General features: G+C 70.8%; 11 protein-coding genes. 8 read left to right on the forward strand and 3 right to left on the reverse strand.

Features of this window, described 5'->3' with window-relative positions; translation table 11 throughout:
- Window positions 1–2 precede the first annotated feature (2 nt).
- The 5 genes from J5V16_RS16245 to J5V16_RS16265 all read left to right on the forward strand — a co-directional run bounded on the left by J5V16_RS16245 (window position 3) and on the right by J5V16_RS16265 (window position 11,518).
- Window positions 3–2,876 (forward strand): M48 family metalloprotease, encoded by a 2,874-nt coding sequence (locus J5V16_RS16245; RefSeq protein WP_208497493.1) that lies wholly within the window; start codon window positions 3–5, stop codon window positions 2,874–2,876.
- Window positions 2,873–5,353, forward strand: a complete 2,481-nt coding sequence (locus tag J5V16_RS16250) for a WD40 repeat domain-containing protein (RefSeq protein ID WP_208497494.1) — start codon at window positions 2,873–2,875, stop codon at window positions 5,351–5,353. Before J5V16_RS16245 ends, J5V16_RS16250 begins: the two co-directional genes overlap by 4 nt.
- A 134-nt stretch (window positions 5,354–5,487) precedes the next feature.
- Entirely contained in the window at window positions 5,488–7,188 is a 1,701-nt protein-coding gene (locus J5V16_RS16255; protein ID WP_208497495.1) for an FAD-dependent oxidoreductase, read from the forward strand.
- Window positions 7,189–7,241: 53 nt separating this feature from the next.
- Window positions 7,242–10,181: a DUF4132 domain-containing protein gene (locus J5V16_RS16260; protein ID WP_208497496.1), complete on the forward strand. Its 2,940-nt coding sequence runs from the start codon at window positions 7,242–7,244 to the stop codon at window positions 10,179–10,181.
- Between the two features lie 191 nt (window positions 10,182–10,372).
- Entirely contained in the window at window positions 10,373–11,518 is a 1,146-nt protein-coding gene (locus tag J5V16_RS16265) for an epoxide hydrolase family protein (RefSeq protein ID WP_208497497.1), read from the forward strand.
- A 50-nt stretch (window positions 11,519–11,568) separates the two neighbouring features.
- On the opposite strand, the gene J5V16_RS16270 is transcribed toward J5V16_RS16265, so the two are convergent.
- Together J5V16_RS16270 and J5V16_RS16275 are read right to left on the reverse strand one after the other, a co-directional pair.
- Window positions 11,569–12,234, reverse strand: a complete 666-nt coding sequence (locus J5V16_RS16270) for a response regulator transcription factor (protein WP_208497498.1) — start codon at window positions 12,232–12,234, stop codon at window positions 11,569–11,571.
- Between the two features lie 61 nt (window positions 12,235–12,295).
- Window positions 12,296–13,156, reverse strand: a complete 861-nt coding sequence (locus tag J5V16_RS16275) for a CPBP family intramembrane glutamic endopeptidase (RefSeq protein ID WP_208497499.1) — start codon at window positions 13,154–13,156, stop codon at window positions 12,296–12,298.
- 141 nt (window positions 13,157–13,297) lie between these two features.
- Here J5V16_RS16275 and J5V16_RS16280 point away from each other — a divergent pair, with 141 nt between their 5' ends.
- Entirely contained in the window at window positions 13,298–14,521 is a 1,224-nt protein-coding gene (locus tag J5V16_RS16280) for a sensor histidine kinase (protein WP_208497500.1), read from the forward strand.
- A gap of 219 nt (window positions 14,522–14,740) precedes the next feature.
- On the opposite strand, the gene J5V16_RS16285 is transcribed toward J5V16_RS16280, so the two are convergent.
- Entirely contained in the window at window positions 14,741–15,175 is a 435-nt protein-coding gene (locus J5V16_RS16285) for a CBS domain-containing protein (RefSeq protein WP_208497501.1), read from the reverse strand.
- Between the two features lie 250 nt (window positions 15,176–15,425).
- Between J5V16_RS16285 and J5V16_RS16290 the strand changes: the two genes are divergently transcribed.
- Window positions 15,426–17,564, forward strand: a complete 2,139-nt coding sequence (locus J5V16_RS16290; RefSeq protein ID WP_208497502.1) for a carbon starvation CstA family protein — start codon at window positions 15,426–15,428, stop codon at window positions 17,562–17,564.
- Window positions 17,561–17,749, forward strand: coding sequence for a YbdD/YjiX family protein (locus tag J5V16_RS16295; protein ID WP_208497503.1), 189 nt, complete (start codon window positions 17,561–17,563; stop codon window positions 17,747–17,749). The genes J5V16_RS16290 and J5V16_RS16295 overlap by 4 nt, the downstream gene beginning before the upstream one ends.
- Window positions 17,750–17,769: the final 20 nt, after the last annotated feature.

The raw sequence follows: 17,769 nt of genomic DNA on the forward strand, positions 1-17,769 counted from the left end.
GCGTGGCGACTGCTCCCGGTCGCACCCAGGTGGACGAGCGGGTGATGACCTCCGGCACGACCGTGCGCTTCGCCCAGATGATCGTGCTCATGGTGGTCGCCACCGCCGGGCTCGCCACGATCGTCGCGATCCCAACCGTGGACGGGCCGCAGGCGGCCTGCTTCCTGGCCGCGGGCCTCGATCCCGAGCAGGTCACCTTCCTGAACATCGTCCGCGCCTTCGGCTTCCAGGAGGCCGCCCTCGCCTCCTGCGTCGACCGCCAGTCGGCCGAGGACATCCCGGCGTGGCTCGTCGCCGCCTGGCCAGCGCTTATGGCCGCGGTGGGCTTCGCGCTCTTCAAGACCCTGCCCGCCCTGAAGATCCGCTGGCGCGGTCGGACGCGGCCGCTCACCGACGAAGCCGCACTTCGGCACCTCGGCGACCTCGCGAAGGAGGCAGGGCTTCAGACTCCCCCCGACTTTCAGGTGCACACCCGCAGACTCAAGGCCCGCGCCGTTACCTTCGGCAGCGACCGGCGACCGGTCGTCCGCCTCAACCGCGGCCTGCTCTGGATCCGCGAGCGGGACCGCGAGCGCTTCCGCGTGATCGTGCTCCACGAATTCGCCCACATCCGCAACCGCGACATCACGATCACCTACGCCACCACCACGTTGTGGTGGGCCTTCATCGCAGTGGTGGTGCTGCCTTTCACGGCACTGGAACTCGCGTCGCTGCCCGACCGACTGCAGACGGCGCTCTCCACCATCGAACTCATCAGCGCTACACGGGTCCTGGCCATGGCGCTCACCGCCGTCGCGCTCGTTCACTTCGCCCGGCAAGAGGTGCTGCGCAGCCGTGAGATGTACGCCGACCTCACCGCGAAGCATTGGAACGCCGACCTGCGAGAATTCGACTTCGGCCCCGAGGCGCCCGTCAGCGCCCGCCGGATCGGTCGCGCCAAGGCCGCGCTCGCCGAACTCCTGCGCACCCACCCGTCGCTCACGATGCGGCGCAACGTCCTCGGCGACAACGCCGAACTGTTCACGGTCCGCGCACCTCTCGTGATCCTGACCGGCATCGGTGCGCTCCTCATCGGCGAGCAGACGTCGAACGCGCTCCGGCAGGTGCCATTCACCGCCCCCGACGCGGTCGTCTACGCGACCCTCATCGCAGCCGCGCTGGTCACCGGCGTCGTCGGGCTCGGCATCTGGCGCGCGGTCACCTACGCGGCGATCGTCGGCAAGTCGCCGCCGCCAGGTGTGTCCACCGGTGCATGGCTCGGCCTGGGACTGGTCCTCGGTGAGCTCATCCGCGGCGGGGCCGGTGAGTTCCGATGGGCGCCACCGCACCCCGAGATGTTCATCGTCCTCTTCGGCGTCGGCGCCGCGTTCGGCTGGTGGACCGCCGTCTGCGCCCGGCTCTGGACCGCCGTTTGGCGCGGCCGCTCGATCGCCCCGCCGGCGGCATTGGTCCTGGCCGGAGGCGGCGTCGCGCTGGCGAGCGCACTGCACTGGTGGGAGCAGGTGGGCCTGGTCTGGGCCAACGGATTCCACTTCGACGCCGCCAGCCTCGCCCAGTCCCTCGCGGGTGGCTCGGGTCCCGGTGTGATCGGAGGCGACGAATCCTGGACAGCCGTGATCGCCGCCGCCTACCACGTCCTGCTCAACTTCATGCTGATGCCCTTCGCGTGGGCGGCCGTCGCCGCGACCGGACTGGTGCCTTTGCTGGCCTGGGCGACCCGGCCGAGCGCGAAGCCGCCGCTGTGGATCCGGCGGAAAGGCCGCGCCGCCCCCGTCGAGGGCCTGCCGCCCCTGCGACGGATCCTCCTGGCCGCAATGCTCGGCACTGCGGCGAGCTGGATCGGCGCTGTCGCGGGGATGGCCCTGCTCCACCGCTGGCGCGCGCTCGCAGAGGGACCGCCGACCGTCTCGCTCGCCGTGGCCGTCGTCATGGCCGCTGTGGCGATGATCGTCGGCGCCTGCGCTGCCGCAGTGGTGGCGGCGGCGAGCGTCGACCGAGTACGCCTCGGAGCCGCCCTCATCGCCGCGAATCTCGCCGTAGCGGCGGGATTCGCGGGCATCCTCGCGCTTCTCTCGGCCGACGGCTGCGTTCCGCAGTTGACCGTCGTCAGCGGACGCTGCGGCGGCATCCCGGTCGGCGTGTCATGGGACCTGCTGCAGATCGTCGTGCCTTCGGTCTTCGTTCTGGCCGATGTGGTCGCCGTCCTCGCCGCAGCCGCAGCCGCAGCGGCGGCGCTGGCCAGACGACGGCGCCTCCGGAACCCGATGAGAGCCGGGTCGCCTGCCGCGATCCGATCGGACCGGTCCGCGGTCCGGGTGTCCCTCGCGGCGGTCAGTGCGCTCGCGGTCGGATTCGCCCTCGCGGCCGAAACGCTCGTCCTCCAGTACGCACACCAGTCCAGCGCGGTCGAGGACGACTCCGGCTGGGACGCTTCGATCCAACCCGCGGCCGAAGCCGGCCCGTCCGACTACGGCAGGGCGCTTCAGATCGTCTCATGGCTCGAGGTCGGCGGCGAGGACCTGCTCGATCGTCTGGCGGCAGCGCTGGACGGCCTGGCCGACATCGGGCAGGCCGTGAACGAGCCGATCATCGAGAACGCGGCTTTGCGGCAGGGCTGCACGGAACTCGCGTCGCTGGTCACCGACGCCGAGGAGTTCTTCGCAATACCCCACCCGGAGGCTCAGGAACTCTGGGCGCTGGCGCTCGAGCGGATCGGCGTGTCGGCCCAGGCCTGCGTCAACGGGTTCGAACAGCGGAACGCCGCCCTGATCGAGGCGTCCCTCGAGGGTCAGCTCGCAGGGCTCGCGGCGCTGACCGAAGCCGTCGGCGTCGCGGCTGCGGCGACCGCCGGCACGAGCTGGGAGGAGACCGGATGAGCGACCGCTTCCCCGACATGGAGCGTCCGGCTCCCCGGCCAGCCGGGACGGCGCCCGCGCCACCGGTCGAGAGTCCGTCAGAGGCCTTGTACCGCAGGCTTATCGAGGACGCGTCCGAATGGGGGGCGAAGGGCCGCGACGACGACTACCTCTACACGGGGGCGAAGCTCAGACAGGTCGAAGACGAGCGCTGGAACCTGTGGCGGGCAGACCCTCGGACATTCCCGCCCCCGGGCGACGTGCCGCTGCAGTTCCTGGAAGCCGCACGGCGGCAGTCGAACGCGCGGATCCGTCAGGCGCTGGCCAGTGCCGTCGCCGGGCTCTCGGCGCTCCTTCTCGTCGCGGCCGGACTGGCGATATTCGCGACCTGGCGGTTCGACGACCAGCGCGACCGGTACTGGGCCGAGGAGTTGGTGAAGGCCAGTCAAGAGGCACTGCGCTACGACGCGCGTCTCGCCCGGAAGTTCGCGGCAGCGGCGTGGCAACTCGTCCCGAACGACCCGGCCTGGGCCGCGCTCACCAACGCGCTCGTCAGCCCGGTCACCGGGACCTTCCAAGGGCCGCATGACGGTGTGATGACCACGGTCGCCTACAGTCCCGACGGCTCCGTCATCGCCACCGGTGCCTACGACGGCACGGTCGCGATGTGGGACACGGAGACCGGGGGCCGACACCGGCTCGACGGGCGCCTGCCCTTCGAGGTGGACATGCTCGAGTTCAGTCCCGACGGCAGGTTCCTGGCCGCGAGCACGTTCGACAAGGCGATCCTGGTCTGGGAGGTGCAGACGGGAGCGGCCACGTCGATCAGCTCGGCGAACAGCACCGACTTCCTGGCGTTCGATCCAGCGGCCACGAAGCTGGCCGCCTCCGGGGAGGACGGGGTGGTCTCGGTCTGGGATCTGCCGACCTTCGAGAAGACCGCGCTGTTCGCGACCGGTCAGCCGGTCACGGGCCTGGTCTTCGACGAGACCGGCGAGCAACTGCTGGCCGCGAGCGACGGCGAGGTGGGCCTGGTCAGAGGATATGTCGCCGCCACAGGCGAACCGGTCTTCGAGTTCACCCCCGACCCGGCGAGCGCGAGCGTCGGCGCCCTCGAGCGGCGTGGATTCGCCTCGCCGGACTTCCTCACCTGCGGCGGCTGGTCGGGCTGCCTGATGACGCGGGATCTGGGAGCCGAGACGTCGAGGGCGGTCGGATTCGCCGACGCCGGCGTTCCGGCTGCGGTGGCGCCGAAGGGCGACATGGTGGTGGCGGGCCACATCGGGGGCGGACTCGGCGTGTGGGAGGCGTCGACCGGCATCCTCACCGGAATGCTGCCGACCGCGGGCACCGTGTACGACGCGGCGGTGAGCCCCGACGGTTCGCGCGTCTACGCCGTCACCGACGAGGGCTTGCAGCGCTGGGACTTGGAGCACCTGCCCGACATCCGGCACCTGCGCGCCAGCGCCGACATCCGTGCGATGGCGCTCACTCCGGACGGGAAGCGGCTCATCAGCACCGGCTGGTACGGCACCGACGTGTGGAACGTCGGCGACAGCGGCATGCCGGCCGCGCAGTATCCGGACCGCGTCGGCAACGCCGTCGCCGTCGACGCCGCCGGCACGCTCGTCGCGAACGGCGTCGACGACGAGCGCCTGCACATCGAGATCTGGGACGTCGAGACCGGTGAGACCGTGCGGACGCTGGAGGAGAGCGGCGCACCCGTGACCTCATTGGACTTCAGTCCCGATGGTGCGACGCTCGCGAGCGGCAACAGCGGTGTGCTCCACATCGCTCACCAGACCGCGTTCGGTGTGACGCTCTGGGACGTAGCCACGGGGGAGGCCCGGCTGCGGCTCGACTGGGACCCTGAAATCGCGGTCTTCTCACTGGACTTCAGTCCGGACGGTTCGCTGCTGGCCACGGTCGACCAGGACGGGGTCGTACAGGTCTGGGACTCCGCGGACGGGACGCTCCTCGCGGCCCCGGGCGGGGCGGGCGGCGTAGCGGGGACGGTCCAGTTCAGTCCTGACGGTTCGTCCCTCGCGGTCAGCCATGGCAGCGGCATGGCGATGTGGAGCCTGGCCGATCTGGGAGGCGCACCAACGGTGATCGACAACCGTTACTCCGCCTCGAATCTGACGTTCGCTCCCGGCGGCGAATTCATCGCGCTCTACGAGTCCTATCCCGATCCCGAGATCGAGTACGAGGTTGCGGACTCGCGCCTTGCGATCCTCGATCTCGACCACGGGGTCGCCACGGTCGCGCTTCCGGCGCACAGCCTCGTCTTCACCGCGATCGCCGTCGCACCGGACGGCAGGACCGTCTACTTCAGCGACGGCTCGGTCATCACGGCGTACGACGTCGCCTATCTGCAGGAGGACGTCTACGAATTGGCTTGCGCCATGGATCCGGAATACGAAGTCACCCAAGACGTCTGGGAGGGCTTCGCTCCCGGCGTGCCCTTCGGGGAGGTCGAACCCTGCCCTGGTGGCTGAGAGCCGTTCAGCGGTTCCCCGCGAGCGTCGGATTTCCGACATGGTCCGTCGCACTCGTGGGGATTGCGGGTAGTCGAGTGCTCACATAATGTCCTGTTCGGATCGCGTCCCATCCGCGGTCCGGAGGGGGAACCATGTCCGTGCCCGCCCGTCCCGCGATCATGCTCGTCGAGCCCGACCTCATCGCCCGTGAAGACCTCGCCGACGACCTGCGCGAGCGGTACGGCGACCGGTACCGGATCACGGCCGCCGCGAGCGCCGAGGAGGCGCAGCATGCGATCGTCCGCCTGCGCCTGGCGAACACCCCTCTCGCCGTGGTGGTCTCCGCTTTGGCGTTGGGGGACGGCGGTGTCGAGGGTGCCGAGCTGCTCGCCGGACTCAGGACCGATGACGCGCGTGTCAAGCGGGTGCTGGTGACCGACGCGTCCGAGGCCGATCACGCGGTGGCCCTGATCGACCGGATCGGGGTCGATCAGCACCTGGTGCGGCCCGTACGCCCAGCCGAGCACCGGCTCTACCCGGCGATCGACGACGTGCTGTTCGACTGGGAGTCCCGTGCGGGCGACGGGGTGCCGCTGCGGGTCTTGGGACACCGCTTCGCCGCGCACTCGTTCGAGATCAAGGACTTCCTGGCGCGCAACCTCGTCCCATACGTGTGGCTCGATGTGGACACCGATCCCGAGGCGGCCCGCGTGGCACAGGCTCTGCGACTGCCATCCGACCCGTGTCCGACGACGGTGGTCTTCGGCGACGGCCGGTCGATCTCCGATCCGGCTCTGATCGACCTCGCCCGCGCCCTCGGTCTCACCCAAGAAGCCACCAAGGACACCTATGACTTGGTCGTGATCGGCGGCGGTCCCGCTGGGCTTGCCGGAGCCGTCTACGGCGCCTGCGAAGGCCTGTCCGTGGCGATTGTCGAGGACGACGCGCCCGGCGGTCAGGCCGGGTCGACCTCCCGCATCGAGAACTACCTGGGCTTCCCGTCCGGACTCACCGGCGCCGACCTCGCGCAGCGGGCGCTGGTGCAGGCCAAGCGGTTCGGCGTGGAATGGATCTCGGCGCGGGATGCGGTCGGGCTGCGCGTCAACGACAACGGCACCCGCACCGTGGACCTCTCCGACGGCACCGCCCTGTCCGCCCGCGCGGTCCTGGTCGCCACGGGCATGAAGTGGCGCAAGCTCAACGTGTCCGGCTTGGACTCGCTGCTGAACGCGGGAGTCTACTACGGTTCGGCGCCTGACGACGCGGTCTCGTGCGCGGGGGAGGACGTGTTCATGGTCGGCGCGGGCAATTCGGCAGGGCAGGCCGCGCTGCACTTCGCCGAACACGCCGATAGCGTCACGATGCTCGTGCGCGACTCGTCCCTGCGCGGCGGCGTGCTCTCCTCATATCTGGCCGATCGGATCGAAGCCCACCCGAAGATCACCATCCGGTGCGACACCGAGGTCGCCGAGGCCCACGGCCAGGGCCGCCTGTCCGGACTCACCTTGCGCAACAACCGCACCCGCGCCAGTGATTTCGCGCGGGCGGATGCGCTCTATCTCATGATCGGCGTCAAACCGTGCACGGAGTGGATTGAACGCGTGGTCGCCCTGGACGAGCGAGGGTTCGTGCTCACCGGCACCGACGTCAAGGAAGCTGCAGGCCGCGCCCCCGTCCTGTGGTCCCCCGGCCGCGACCCCCTGCTGACCGAGACGAGCGTCCCAGGCGTCTTCGCCGCCGGCGATGTCCGCGCTGGGACGGTGAAACGTGTGGGCTCGGCCGTGGGCCAAGGCGCCGTCGCCATTGCAGCCATCACCGAATACCTGAAAGAGCACATAGCGGAGGTGCGGTAAGCGAGACGGGCGGGGTCGCGGGGCGCGGGCACGGCCGCGCCAGAATGTTGGCCATGACCGATGTGCAGCTCCCGAACGAGGATCGCGATCCCGCCCGGCCGTGGCTCGACTACCGCGGGACGTTCGAACTTGAGCCGGCGCCCCGGCGCGGCTTCCCGTCCGGTGACGTGGCGTACACAGTGGACGACTCCATGCCGGGGCACTGGCGGGAGGTCCGGGAGCGCACCGCGGAGCAGATCCAGGCGGCCGTCGAGTCCTCGGCCAGCGAGCCCGCGATCGCCGCCGCGGCTCGGTCCTACCTCGACGGGGAGCCCGACCCGCTCGGCGCGGCGGCCGCGTTCCAGGTCGCGGCCGGCTCCGCAAGCCTGTACGAGGTGTCCAAGGAGTACCGCCAGTTCGACTCCTGGATCCACGAGCACGGCGCCGAGTTCGCCACCCGTGCGCTCATGCGGCAGTTCGAGATCCGGATCGTGAGCGAGCACACCGGGAAGGTCTACGCGCCGACCCGGTACCGGCCCGATGCGCCCGCGTTCCGGTACGCGCCCGAGCAGCCGCGCGGCGCGCAATGGACCCGCACCGAGCAGTGGCGCTTGCGAACCTTCCTTGCGGCCCAACCGGAGTCGGAGTACAGGCGGTACCGGGCCGTACTCGAGCCCTTCGGCCGCAACCACCAGCAGCGGCTGGCCCGCGCATTCGTCATGCCGACCGAGCGGGACTGGGTCGACGCGGTGTGCGCCGAATGGCCCGAGCGGGACGCGAAGACCTGGCAGGACCAGTACCAGCTCACCGCCATCGCGCCCTCGCTCGAACTGCTGGCGGCGGCCGGGTTCCACCGGGCCCCCAGCCACAACCCGCGCTCCGATGCGGTCGCCTCGCTTGTGGAGGCGTTCGGCGCCGACTGCGCCCCGCTCCTCATCGCGGCTCTGGAGGTCGACACCCACGAGTACATCGGCGACGAGGGCATGCATGTCGTCCTCTCTGGACTACCCAGCGACGCGGTCGCCGACTACCTCCTCGTGAACCTGGTCGCCGAGCGGACCGGGCCGTTCGCGCGCGACTTCGCAGAGCTCTTCCCGCGCCGGATGCTGCGCGCCCTCGCGCGCAAGGCACCCGCAGCGAGCCCGTCCCTGCGGTCGCGGTTCGCGCACCTGCTGGCGACCACGCCGATGCTCGAAGCCGCGCTCACCGTCGCCGAACCCGAGGTCAAGGACGTGATCGACCGGCTGCGACGACTCGACGGCGTCCCGCCCGAAGCTGAGGCGCTGCCGGACTTCCTCGCGAGCCCGCCGTGGAAGCGCAAGGCCGCCAAGCGGAAACACCCGGTCGTCGAGATCGCACCACTCGACGGGAGCGACGGATTGCGCTGGCACGAAGGCGAACAGGACGCCTGGCGCGACGGCGACCCGATCCAGCGGCGGCTCGCGGACGCCGCCGACCCCGCCGACGTGCTCGCGTCCCTCGCGAAGACCCCGAACCTGCACCGGGCGCTCCCGCCGCTCACCGGCGTCGCGGCGGCCCGCCTCGCCGCCGACTGGCTCGTGCGGCTCCGCTCCACCAGAACCAGCGTCACCGCCTGGCTCGACCGCCACGGCGCCGACGCGGCCGCATGGCTCGTCCCCGACGCGGTCGGCAAGACCGGCAAGCAGCGCAAAGCCGCAGAAGCGGTGCTGCGCGACGCCGCCCGCCGCCTGGGTGACGACGCCGTCCTCACCGCGGCCGCACCCTACGGTGAAGCAGCGGTGTCGGCCGTCGCCTCGATCCTCGCAGTCGACCCGCTCGACCTCGACGGCCGCAAAGCACCGAAGGTCCCCGAGTGGGTCGAACCGGTCCTCGGCACCCCCGTGCTCGTGCGCGGCGGCGACGCGAGGCTGCCGCGCCCTGCGGTCGAGCACATCGTCGGCGCGATGAGCCTCGACTCGCTCGCGATCCCTTACGCGGGCATCGCGATCGTCAAGGAACACTGCGATGCCGCGAGCCTGGCCGCGTTCTCGTGGGCCGTCTTCGAGTCCTGGGAGATCAACGACGCGCCCGCGAAGGACACTTGGGCGCTGACGCAGCTCGCTCGCTTCGCCGACGCCGGCACGGTCGAACGCCTCGAAGCCCGCATCCGCGTCTGGCCCGACCAGCGCCTCTCCAAGCGGGCGCTCAACGCGCTCGAAGTGCTCGGCGCCGTCGAGTCCGAGGACGCGCTGCGCGCCGTCCACCGCCTCACCAGGTTCAGAGGCTCCAAGGCGGTCAAAGCGGCGGCCGAGAACCAGGTCGAACTCGTCGCCGCCGGCCTGGGCCTCGATGCCGAGCAGCTCGCCGACCGCCTGGTGCCCGAGCAGGGTCCGGCGGCCGTCACGACCCAGCAGGTCCAGCGCCTGGAGCGGGCGATGGCCGACGGCCGCACCTGGACGGTCGCCGAGTTCCGGGAGCGCCTGGTCGCCCACCCGCTGCTGTGGGAGCTGGTGCGCCGCCTCGTCTGGCAGGCCGACGAACCCGCGGTCGCGTTCCGGCTCGCCGAGGACCGCACGTTCGCTGACGTCGAGGACGACACCGTCGACCTTCCCGACGACGCGCGCGTCCGACTCGCGCACCCCGTACTGCTCGGGGACACGCTCCCCGCGTGGCAGCGGCAGCTCGCCGATTACGAAGTGCTGCAACCCTTCGACCAGCTCGGCCGCCCCGCCCACACCCTGACCGCCGCCGAGGCCGAGGCCGGACGGCTCACCCGCTTCGAGGGCCGGAAGGCGCGGACCGGGCCGCTGCACGGCCTCACGCGCGGCCGCTGGCGCGCGGTACGCGAGGACAACTGGACGCGGGCGATCGTGCGACGCCTCCCCGGCGGCGGCACTATCGAGGCCGCCATCTCGCCCGGCTACGCCGGCGGACCGTACTTCGACGCCGACGAGGCGCAAGTCCTCGAGACGGTCAGGCTGCCGGAAGGCCCGCTCGACGCAGTCGCGATCGCGGAGGCCATCGCCGACCTGGAGAAGGTCGCGAAAGCCTAAAACCGGTCCTCGATATGCCGTGTCGGCGGTGACGCTCGCGTGCCGTCGATCCGTTGCCCGAGCGATCCGACGGTCCCGGCCGGCTCCGATTGAGAGTCAGGACCGGACCCCGAACGCCCGCCGTTTTCTCGGCGGACGGCGCGCCGATCGCGTGGTTGCATGGGGCGAAGCGCCCGGATGAAAGGAACCGCATGGACCCGATCACCGACTTCCGAATCGACATCCCGCAGTCCGCGCTGGACGACCTGCGCGAACGGCTGGAGCGCACGCGCTGGCCCTGGGACGCACCCGAGCCGGGCTGGGCGGGCGGCGTCCCGGTGCCCTACCTCCGGGGCCTCGCCGACCACTGGCTGCGCCGATACGACTGGCGCGTGCATGAAGCGGCCTTGAACGCTTTTCCGCAGGGGCTCACCGAGATCGACGGCCAGCGCCTCCACTTCCTGCATGTGCGCTCGCGCGAGCCCGATGCGCTGCCGCTCGTCATCACCCACGGCTGGCCGGGGTCCGTCGTCGAGTTCATGCGGATCATCGGCCCCCTCTCTGACCCTCGCGCCCACGGCGGCGACCCCGCGGACGCGTTCCACGTCGTCGCTCCCTCCTTGCCGGGCTTCGGGTTCTCGACGCCGCTTTCCGCTCCAGATTGGACGCACACCCGCATCGCCCGGGCCTGGCTCGCGCTCATGGACCGGCTCGGCTACGACCGCTTCGGCGCGCACGGCGGCGACACCGGTTCCAAAGTGTCACCGGCCCTGGGCCGTCTCGCGCCCGACCGCGTTGTCGGCGTTCATATCAACGGCGGCTTGGAGCTTCCCGACCCCGGCGACCCCGCCCTGGCGACGCTCAGTGAAGCTGAGCGCGCGCGCCTTGACGGCGTCCGCGCCCTGGTCCGCCACGGCACCGGCTACGCGGACCTCCAGTCCACGAAGCCGCAAACGATCGCATACGCGCTCAACGACTCTCCTGTAGGCCAACTCGCCTGGATCGTCGACAAGTTCAAGGACTGGACCGATCCCGCGGCGGACCTCCCCGAGCACGCGGTGGACGTCGACCAGCTGCTCACGAACGTCACCTTCTACTGGCTCACCGGCACGGGAGCGTCTTCGGCGCACCAGTACCGAGCCGTGCGTGAGGAGCCGGCCCCGGCGCGTTCCGAGGTGCCGACGGGCATCGCGGTCTTCCCGTCCGACCCGGCGGTCCGGCCGCTGCTCGAACGGGCGCACCGGATCGTGCACTGGTCCGAGTTCGACCGGGGCGGACATTTCGCCGCGATGGAGGCGCCCGACCTCCTCGTCCAGGACCTCCGCGACTGCTTCCGCCCGCTCCGCGACGTGGCCTAGCAGGGGGCCGCTTCCGCTGGCGGCTCCCGCCAGCTCGGGATCGGCCAGGGTCAGAGCCGTCCTCCGCGCGGGCGGACGAAGCCCGACTCGTAGGCGATGATGACCGCTTCGGTGCGGTTGGCGGCCCCGAGCTTGGTGAGCACGCTGCGGACGTGGGTCTTCACCGTCTCCAGCGACAGGAACAGCCGGGCCGCGATGGCCTGGTTCGCCAGGCCCTCGGCGATGAGGCGCAGGACCTCGGCTTCGCGCTTGGTGAGCGCCATCGGGCCGTGCGCGTTGCCCGGCGGCGCGTGCTCGGCGGCGAGCGAGCGGATCGCCTCGGGGAACAGCAGTCCGTCCCCGGCGGCGACCGTGAGGATCGCGCGGGCGATCTGCTCGATGTCGCTGCGTTTGAGGATGAACCCCGCCGCGCCGGCGCGCAGCGCCCGGTACACGTACTCATCGTTCTCGAACGTGGTGATGACCAGGACCTGCGGCGGGTCCTCCAGGGACTCGCGCAAGACCCGGGTCGCCTCGATGCCGTCCATGCCCGGCATGCGGACGTCCATCAGGACCACGTCCGGCCGGTGCGCGCGCACCAGCGGTAGCACCTGGTCGCCGCCCGAGGCCTCGGCCACCGGCTCGATCTCGGGCCGGGCGGCGAGGAGCGCGCGCAGTCCGGTGCGCACGAGCGGGTCGTCGTCGGCGATGAGCACCGAGATCGGCGGAGTGGGCATCGCCCGATGATGCCACCCCACCGATGGCCATGACGCGGTGCCGGAGGCCAAGTCTCGCGCCCTAGCCGCGTGCGGCCGCGACCGAATGGGACTCCTGCACTGCAACGGGTTCCGGCCGGTCGGCGGCCAGGCGGCCGCTGAAGATGATCCAGGCCGCCACCACCGCCGAGGGCACGATCCCGACGAGGGTGTGGGCGAACGCGGTGTCATCGGCCATCGCCTCGCCGACCAGCATGGCGAAGATCATGTTGTTGCCCGCGTGGGCGAGGCTCGCCGTCCAGACCGAGCCGCTGCGGATCCGCAGCCAGGTGAGGATCACCTCCTGCAGCATGAACGAGACCGTCCACACTGCCAGTCCGAGGGTCACGTTCGCGAACTCGATGTAGCCGAGGAATGCGAGCGGGTAGTGCCACACCGCCCAGATGAATCCGGTCAGCAGCGTCGAGATGAACGGGCTCTCCGGGAACAGCCGCAGCCGGAGGTAGCTCGTCCAGCCGTACTCCTCGCCCCAGTAGATCGGGGCCAGCACGATCACGATGAGCAGCAGCGCGGCGATCGAGACCCACACGGGCTGGCCGGGCAGGAGCGCGAAGGCCGACAGGTCGAATTCCCATTGGCCGGCGGCCGCGGCGGAGGCCAGCGAGGCCGCCGCGAACCCGAGCGGACCGATCCACGCGGCGAGGTACAGGCCGACGTTCTGGCGGATCCGCGGCCGCATGCCGGCGTCCGCGAACCCTTCGCGGGTCACCCATTTGCGGACGACGAACGCCGCGATCGCCGGAGTGAACGCGATCCCGGCGAGCTGCACGAGCGGGTTCACCAGCGACAGTTGGAAGACCAGTCGCGCGATGAACATCCCGGCCCAGGCCAGACCGAACGAGATGAGGATGAAGACGAGTACGCCCTTGGTGCGGGTCGTCATGCGAGGCGGTCCTTTCGGAAGGCGGTTGTCACTCCCCAACGGTCGCCGCGGCGCGGCCTCCCCGACTCCCTAGAAAGCGTGGTTTCCGCATCCCTCGCAAGAGGGAGGCAGCCCGCCGAGCGGTCCTGGCACACTCGCCCCATGCGACAGTGCCTCCGCCTCCCGTTCACCGCCGGCCCGTATCGCGGCTGGGTGCACGCCCTCCTCGGGGTGGTCACGGTGAGCGCGGTCGCCCTTGCCGCGGCGGGCCTGCTGATCCTCTGGCCCACCGCCGTTCCGGCCCCCGCGTTCGCCGCGGCCGCGTGGCTCCTCACCGGCGCGGTCGGGCTCCTCGGACCGGTGCGGCGGGCGAGCGTGCGCCTCGCCAACGGCCTCTTGGGGACCGGTCTGCAGCATCCACTGCGCCCGCGCCGCACCGCGACGGCCGCTTGGACACTGGCGTGGACCCTCGCGGGCGCCGCGCTGGCGGCCGCCTCGAGCCTGGCGCTCTTCACCCTCGGCCTTCCCTTGGTATGGCTTGATGGCGGCGACACGATCGCCTTCGGGGCGCAACTGCGGATCGCTCCGGGCGCGGCAGGATCCTGGACGCTCGCGGCAGCTGCGGGAGTCGCGGTTGCGACGGTCTACCTCGCCGCCGGTTACACCGCCCTCATGCGCCGCCTCGCCTCACTGCTCCTCGGCCCGGGTCTGGGCGAACGCCTCGCAGCGGCCGAAGCCGAGGCCGACCGCGCCGCCGCTCGCAACCGGCTGGCGCGCGACCTTCACGACTCGATCGGCCACACCCTGACCGCCTCCACGATCCAGGCCGCGGTCGCCAAACAGGCCATGGCATCCGACCCCGCGGGTGCGCGGCTCGCCATGGACGCCATCGAGTCCGCCTCGCGCGCCGCGCTCGACGACCTCGACCGCGCCCTCGGCGTCCTCCGCGGCGAACCGGCCGCCACCCACCCCGAACCGACCCTGTCCGAGCTCCCCGCCCTCCGCGACCGGATCGCGAGCACGGGCACCGAACTCACCATCGCATTCGACGGCGATACCGGAGCCGGGCTCGACGCAGCCGCGGCGGTGCCGCCGCTGATATCGAGGGAGGCCTACCGCATCGTCCAAGAGGGAGTCACGAACGCCCTCCGGCACGCCCCCGGTGCCGAAATCCAGATTCATCTCGATCTCGCCGACGACCGGCTCCTGCTGCGAGTCGTCAACCCCCTCACCGACACCCGCGCCAAGAGCACCGGCGGGAGGGGCCTTGCGGGCATCGCCGAACGCATCCGCGTCCTAGGAGGGGACACCTGGGCGGGCATCGAAGACGACGCGGCATGGACCCTGAGAGCCGCACTCCCGCTGCGCCCTTCCGTGCGCCGGTGAGACGCCGGCGGGCGGGGGGAGCGGCAGCCGGCGGGGGCCGACATCCGCGCGGGGAGGCGGAGGCGCGGCGTAGCCGCGACTCGTAGCCGCGATGGGACGTAGGGCATGCCCCTTCCCACCCGCATCCGCCTCCGACCTGCCGAAAAGGACCACGGTCCCATATGGGTCCGACATTCACGAGTTTCCGCAGGTCAGAGGGGCATTTAACGTCGCCTCGGGTCAGCCGGCTCCGGCGATGTAGCCCTCGAGCTGCTGCTTCTCGAATTCAAGTTGGCCGATGCGGCCCTTGACGACGTCGCCGATGCTCACGATGCCGACCAGCGCACCGTTGCCGGCGACGACGGGGACATGGCGGATGCGGCGCTCGGTCATGAGGAGCATGAGGTCCTCGATGGAGTCGTCCGGGTTCCTGGTGTGCACCTCGGTGGTCATGATCTGGGAGACGGGCGTGTCGAGCAGGTCGGGTCCGGCTTGGAGGCCCCGGGCGATGTCGCGTTCGGAGACGATGCCGGCGACGGTGGCCCCGTCCGTCGTCACGACCAGGGCGCCGAGGTTGTGCTCGGCGAGCGCGGCCACCAGGCTGCGCACCGAGTCCTCGGGTCCGATGGTGACGACGCCGGCGCCCTTGGATCGAAGGATGTCGCTGATGCGCATAGGACCCTCCCGTTTGCACAGTGAGTGGCGCTCCAGCATAACCCAGGCAACCGGCGATAAACAGCGGCAAACTGACGCCTCCTGCTGAAAGCGGTTAACCACGTCTTGTGCCGCCAGCGGAAATACGACACAATCGTCGGAATAGACATTGATATACGCTTATGTCTATGATGTGTCGTCGCGACCCACGCGCGACGCCGCCCCCACCCGGCGACTCCTGTTCCAACGGCGCGACACTGGAGGACTGCGCATGACCGCCCCCGAAACCACCAGGACGAGGCCGAGCTGGCGCACCGTCCTCGTCTGGACCGCGATATCGATCGCGGCGGCCGCCGGATGGGGCGTCATCGCCCTCGTCCGCGGCGAGGAGATATCCGCGTTCTGGCTCGTCATCGCGGCGCTCGGCTCATATGCCATCGGCTACCGCTTCTACGCCCGCTTCATCGCCGACAAAGTCCTGCGGGTGGACGACACCCGCGCCACGCCCGCCGAACGGCTCGACGACGACGTGGACTTCCAGCCCACCGACCGCCGGGTCCTGCTCGGCCACCACTTCGCCGCCATCGCCGGCGCCGGACCGCTCGTCGGGCCCGTGCTCGCCGCGCAGATGGGCTACCTGCCCGGCACCATGTGGATCATCATCGGCGCCATCTTCGCCGGCGCCGTGCAGGACATGGTGGTGCTCTTCATCTCCATGCGCCGCAACGGCAAGAGCCTCGGCCAGCTGGCGCGCGACGAGATCGGCCCGATCGGCGGCGCGGCCGCCCTCGTCGGCGTCTTCTCGATCATGATCATCATCCTGGCGGTGCTCGCGCTCGTCGTGGTCAACGCGCTGGCCGCGTCGCCGTGGGGCACGTTCTCGATCGCGATGACGATCCCGATCGCCCTGCTGATGGGCTTCTATCTGCGCACGATACGGCCCGGCCGGGTGATCGAGACCAGTTTGATCGGCGTGGCGCTGCTGGTCCTCGCGATCGTGGCCGGCGGCTGGGTCCAGGCCTCGTCGTGGGCGGACGCGTTCACGCTCAGCCCGCAGACCCTCGTGTTCTGCCTGGTGGTCTACGGGTTCGTCGCGGCGGTGCTGCCGGTGTGGATGCTGCTCGCGCCCCGCGACTACCTGTCGACGTTCATGAAGATCGGCACCATCGCGCTGCTGGCCGTCGGCGTGCTCATCGTCGCCCCGGCCCTGCAGGCCGACGCGGTCTCGGACTTCGCGCTCAACGGCATGGGGCCGGTCTTCTCCGGTGAGCTGTTCCCGTTCGTGTTCATCACGATCGCGTGCGGCGCGCTCTCGGGCTTCCACGCGCTCATCGCCTCCGGCACGACGCCGAAGATGATCCAGAAGGAGTCGCAGGTCCGCATGATCGGCTACGGCGCCATGCTGATGGAGTCGTTCGTCGCCGTGATGGCCCTGATCGCGGCCTGCATCCTCGACCCCGGCCTCTACTACGCCATGAACGCCCCGGCGGGCGTACTCGGCACCACTGTGGAGTCCGCGTCGACGGCCGTGGCGAACCTCGGGTTCACCATCAGCCCGCAGGACCTGCAGGCGGCGGCCGACGCGGTGGGGGAGGAGTCCCTCGTCGCCCGCACCGGCGGCGCACCGACCCTGGCGGTCGGCATGTCGGAGATCCTCTCCTCCGTCTTCGGCGGCGACGGTCTCAAGGCGTTCTGGTACCACTTCGCGATCATGTTCGAGGCCCTGTTCATCCTGACCACCGTGGATGCCGGAACGCGGGTGGGCCGGTTCATGCTGCAGGACACCCTCGGGAACGTCTGGAAGCCGATCGGCCGCGTGAGCTGGAAGCCCGGCATCTGGATCACGAGCGCGCTCGTGGTCGCCGCGTGGGGCTACTTCCTCTACGCCGGCGTCAACGACCCCCTCGGCGGCATCAACCAGCTGTTCCCGCTCTTCGGCATCGCCAACCAGCTGCTCGCCGCCATCGCGCTCACCATCGCTACCACCGTGCTCGTCAAGAGCGGGCGGCTCAAATGGGCGTGGGTGACGGCCGCGCCGCTCGCCTGGGTCGCCGTGGTGACGCTGACCGCGAGCTGGCAGAAGGTCTTCTCCGACGACCCGCGGATCGGGTTCTTCGCCCAGCGCGAACGGTACGCCGAGGCCCTCGAACAGGGCGAAGTGCTCGCCCCTGCAAAGGACCTGGGCCAGATGCAGACCGTGGTCACCAACTCCACGGTCGACGGCGTGCTCGCCGCGTTCTTCGCGCTGCTGGTCGTGCTCATCATCGCCAACGCCGCGTGGATCTGCTGGCGCGCGCTCCGGTCGGCCGAACCGCCGCCCTCGACCGAGGCCCCGTACGTCGAGTCGCGGCTCCTCGTCACGGCCGGCCGTGCCACCGGCACGGACGAGTCGCAGGAGGAGCGGCCGTGACACCGCGCCGCCTCTTCGGCCTCGTCCGGTGGTACCTGCGGGAACTCACCGGCGAGGCCGCCTACGGCCGCTACCTGGACCGGCACCGGCGCACCCACCCGGACACGCCCGCCCTGCCACGGCGCGAGTTCGAGCGGCGGCGCACCGACCGCAAGGACGCCCACCCGACCGCACGCTGCTGCTGAACGCGCACCGCCCGGGCCAC

The organism is Glycomyces niveus, from assembly GCF_017592475.1.
Classification (GTDB): domain Bacteria; phylum Actinomycetota; class Actinomycetes; order Mycobacteriales; family Micromonosporaceae; genus Glycomyces; species Glycomyces niveus.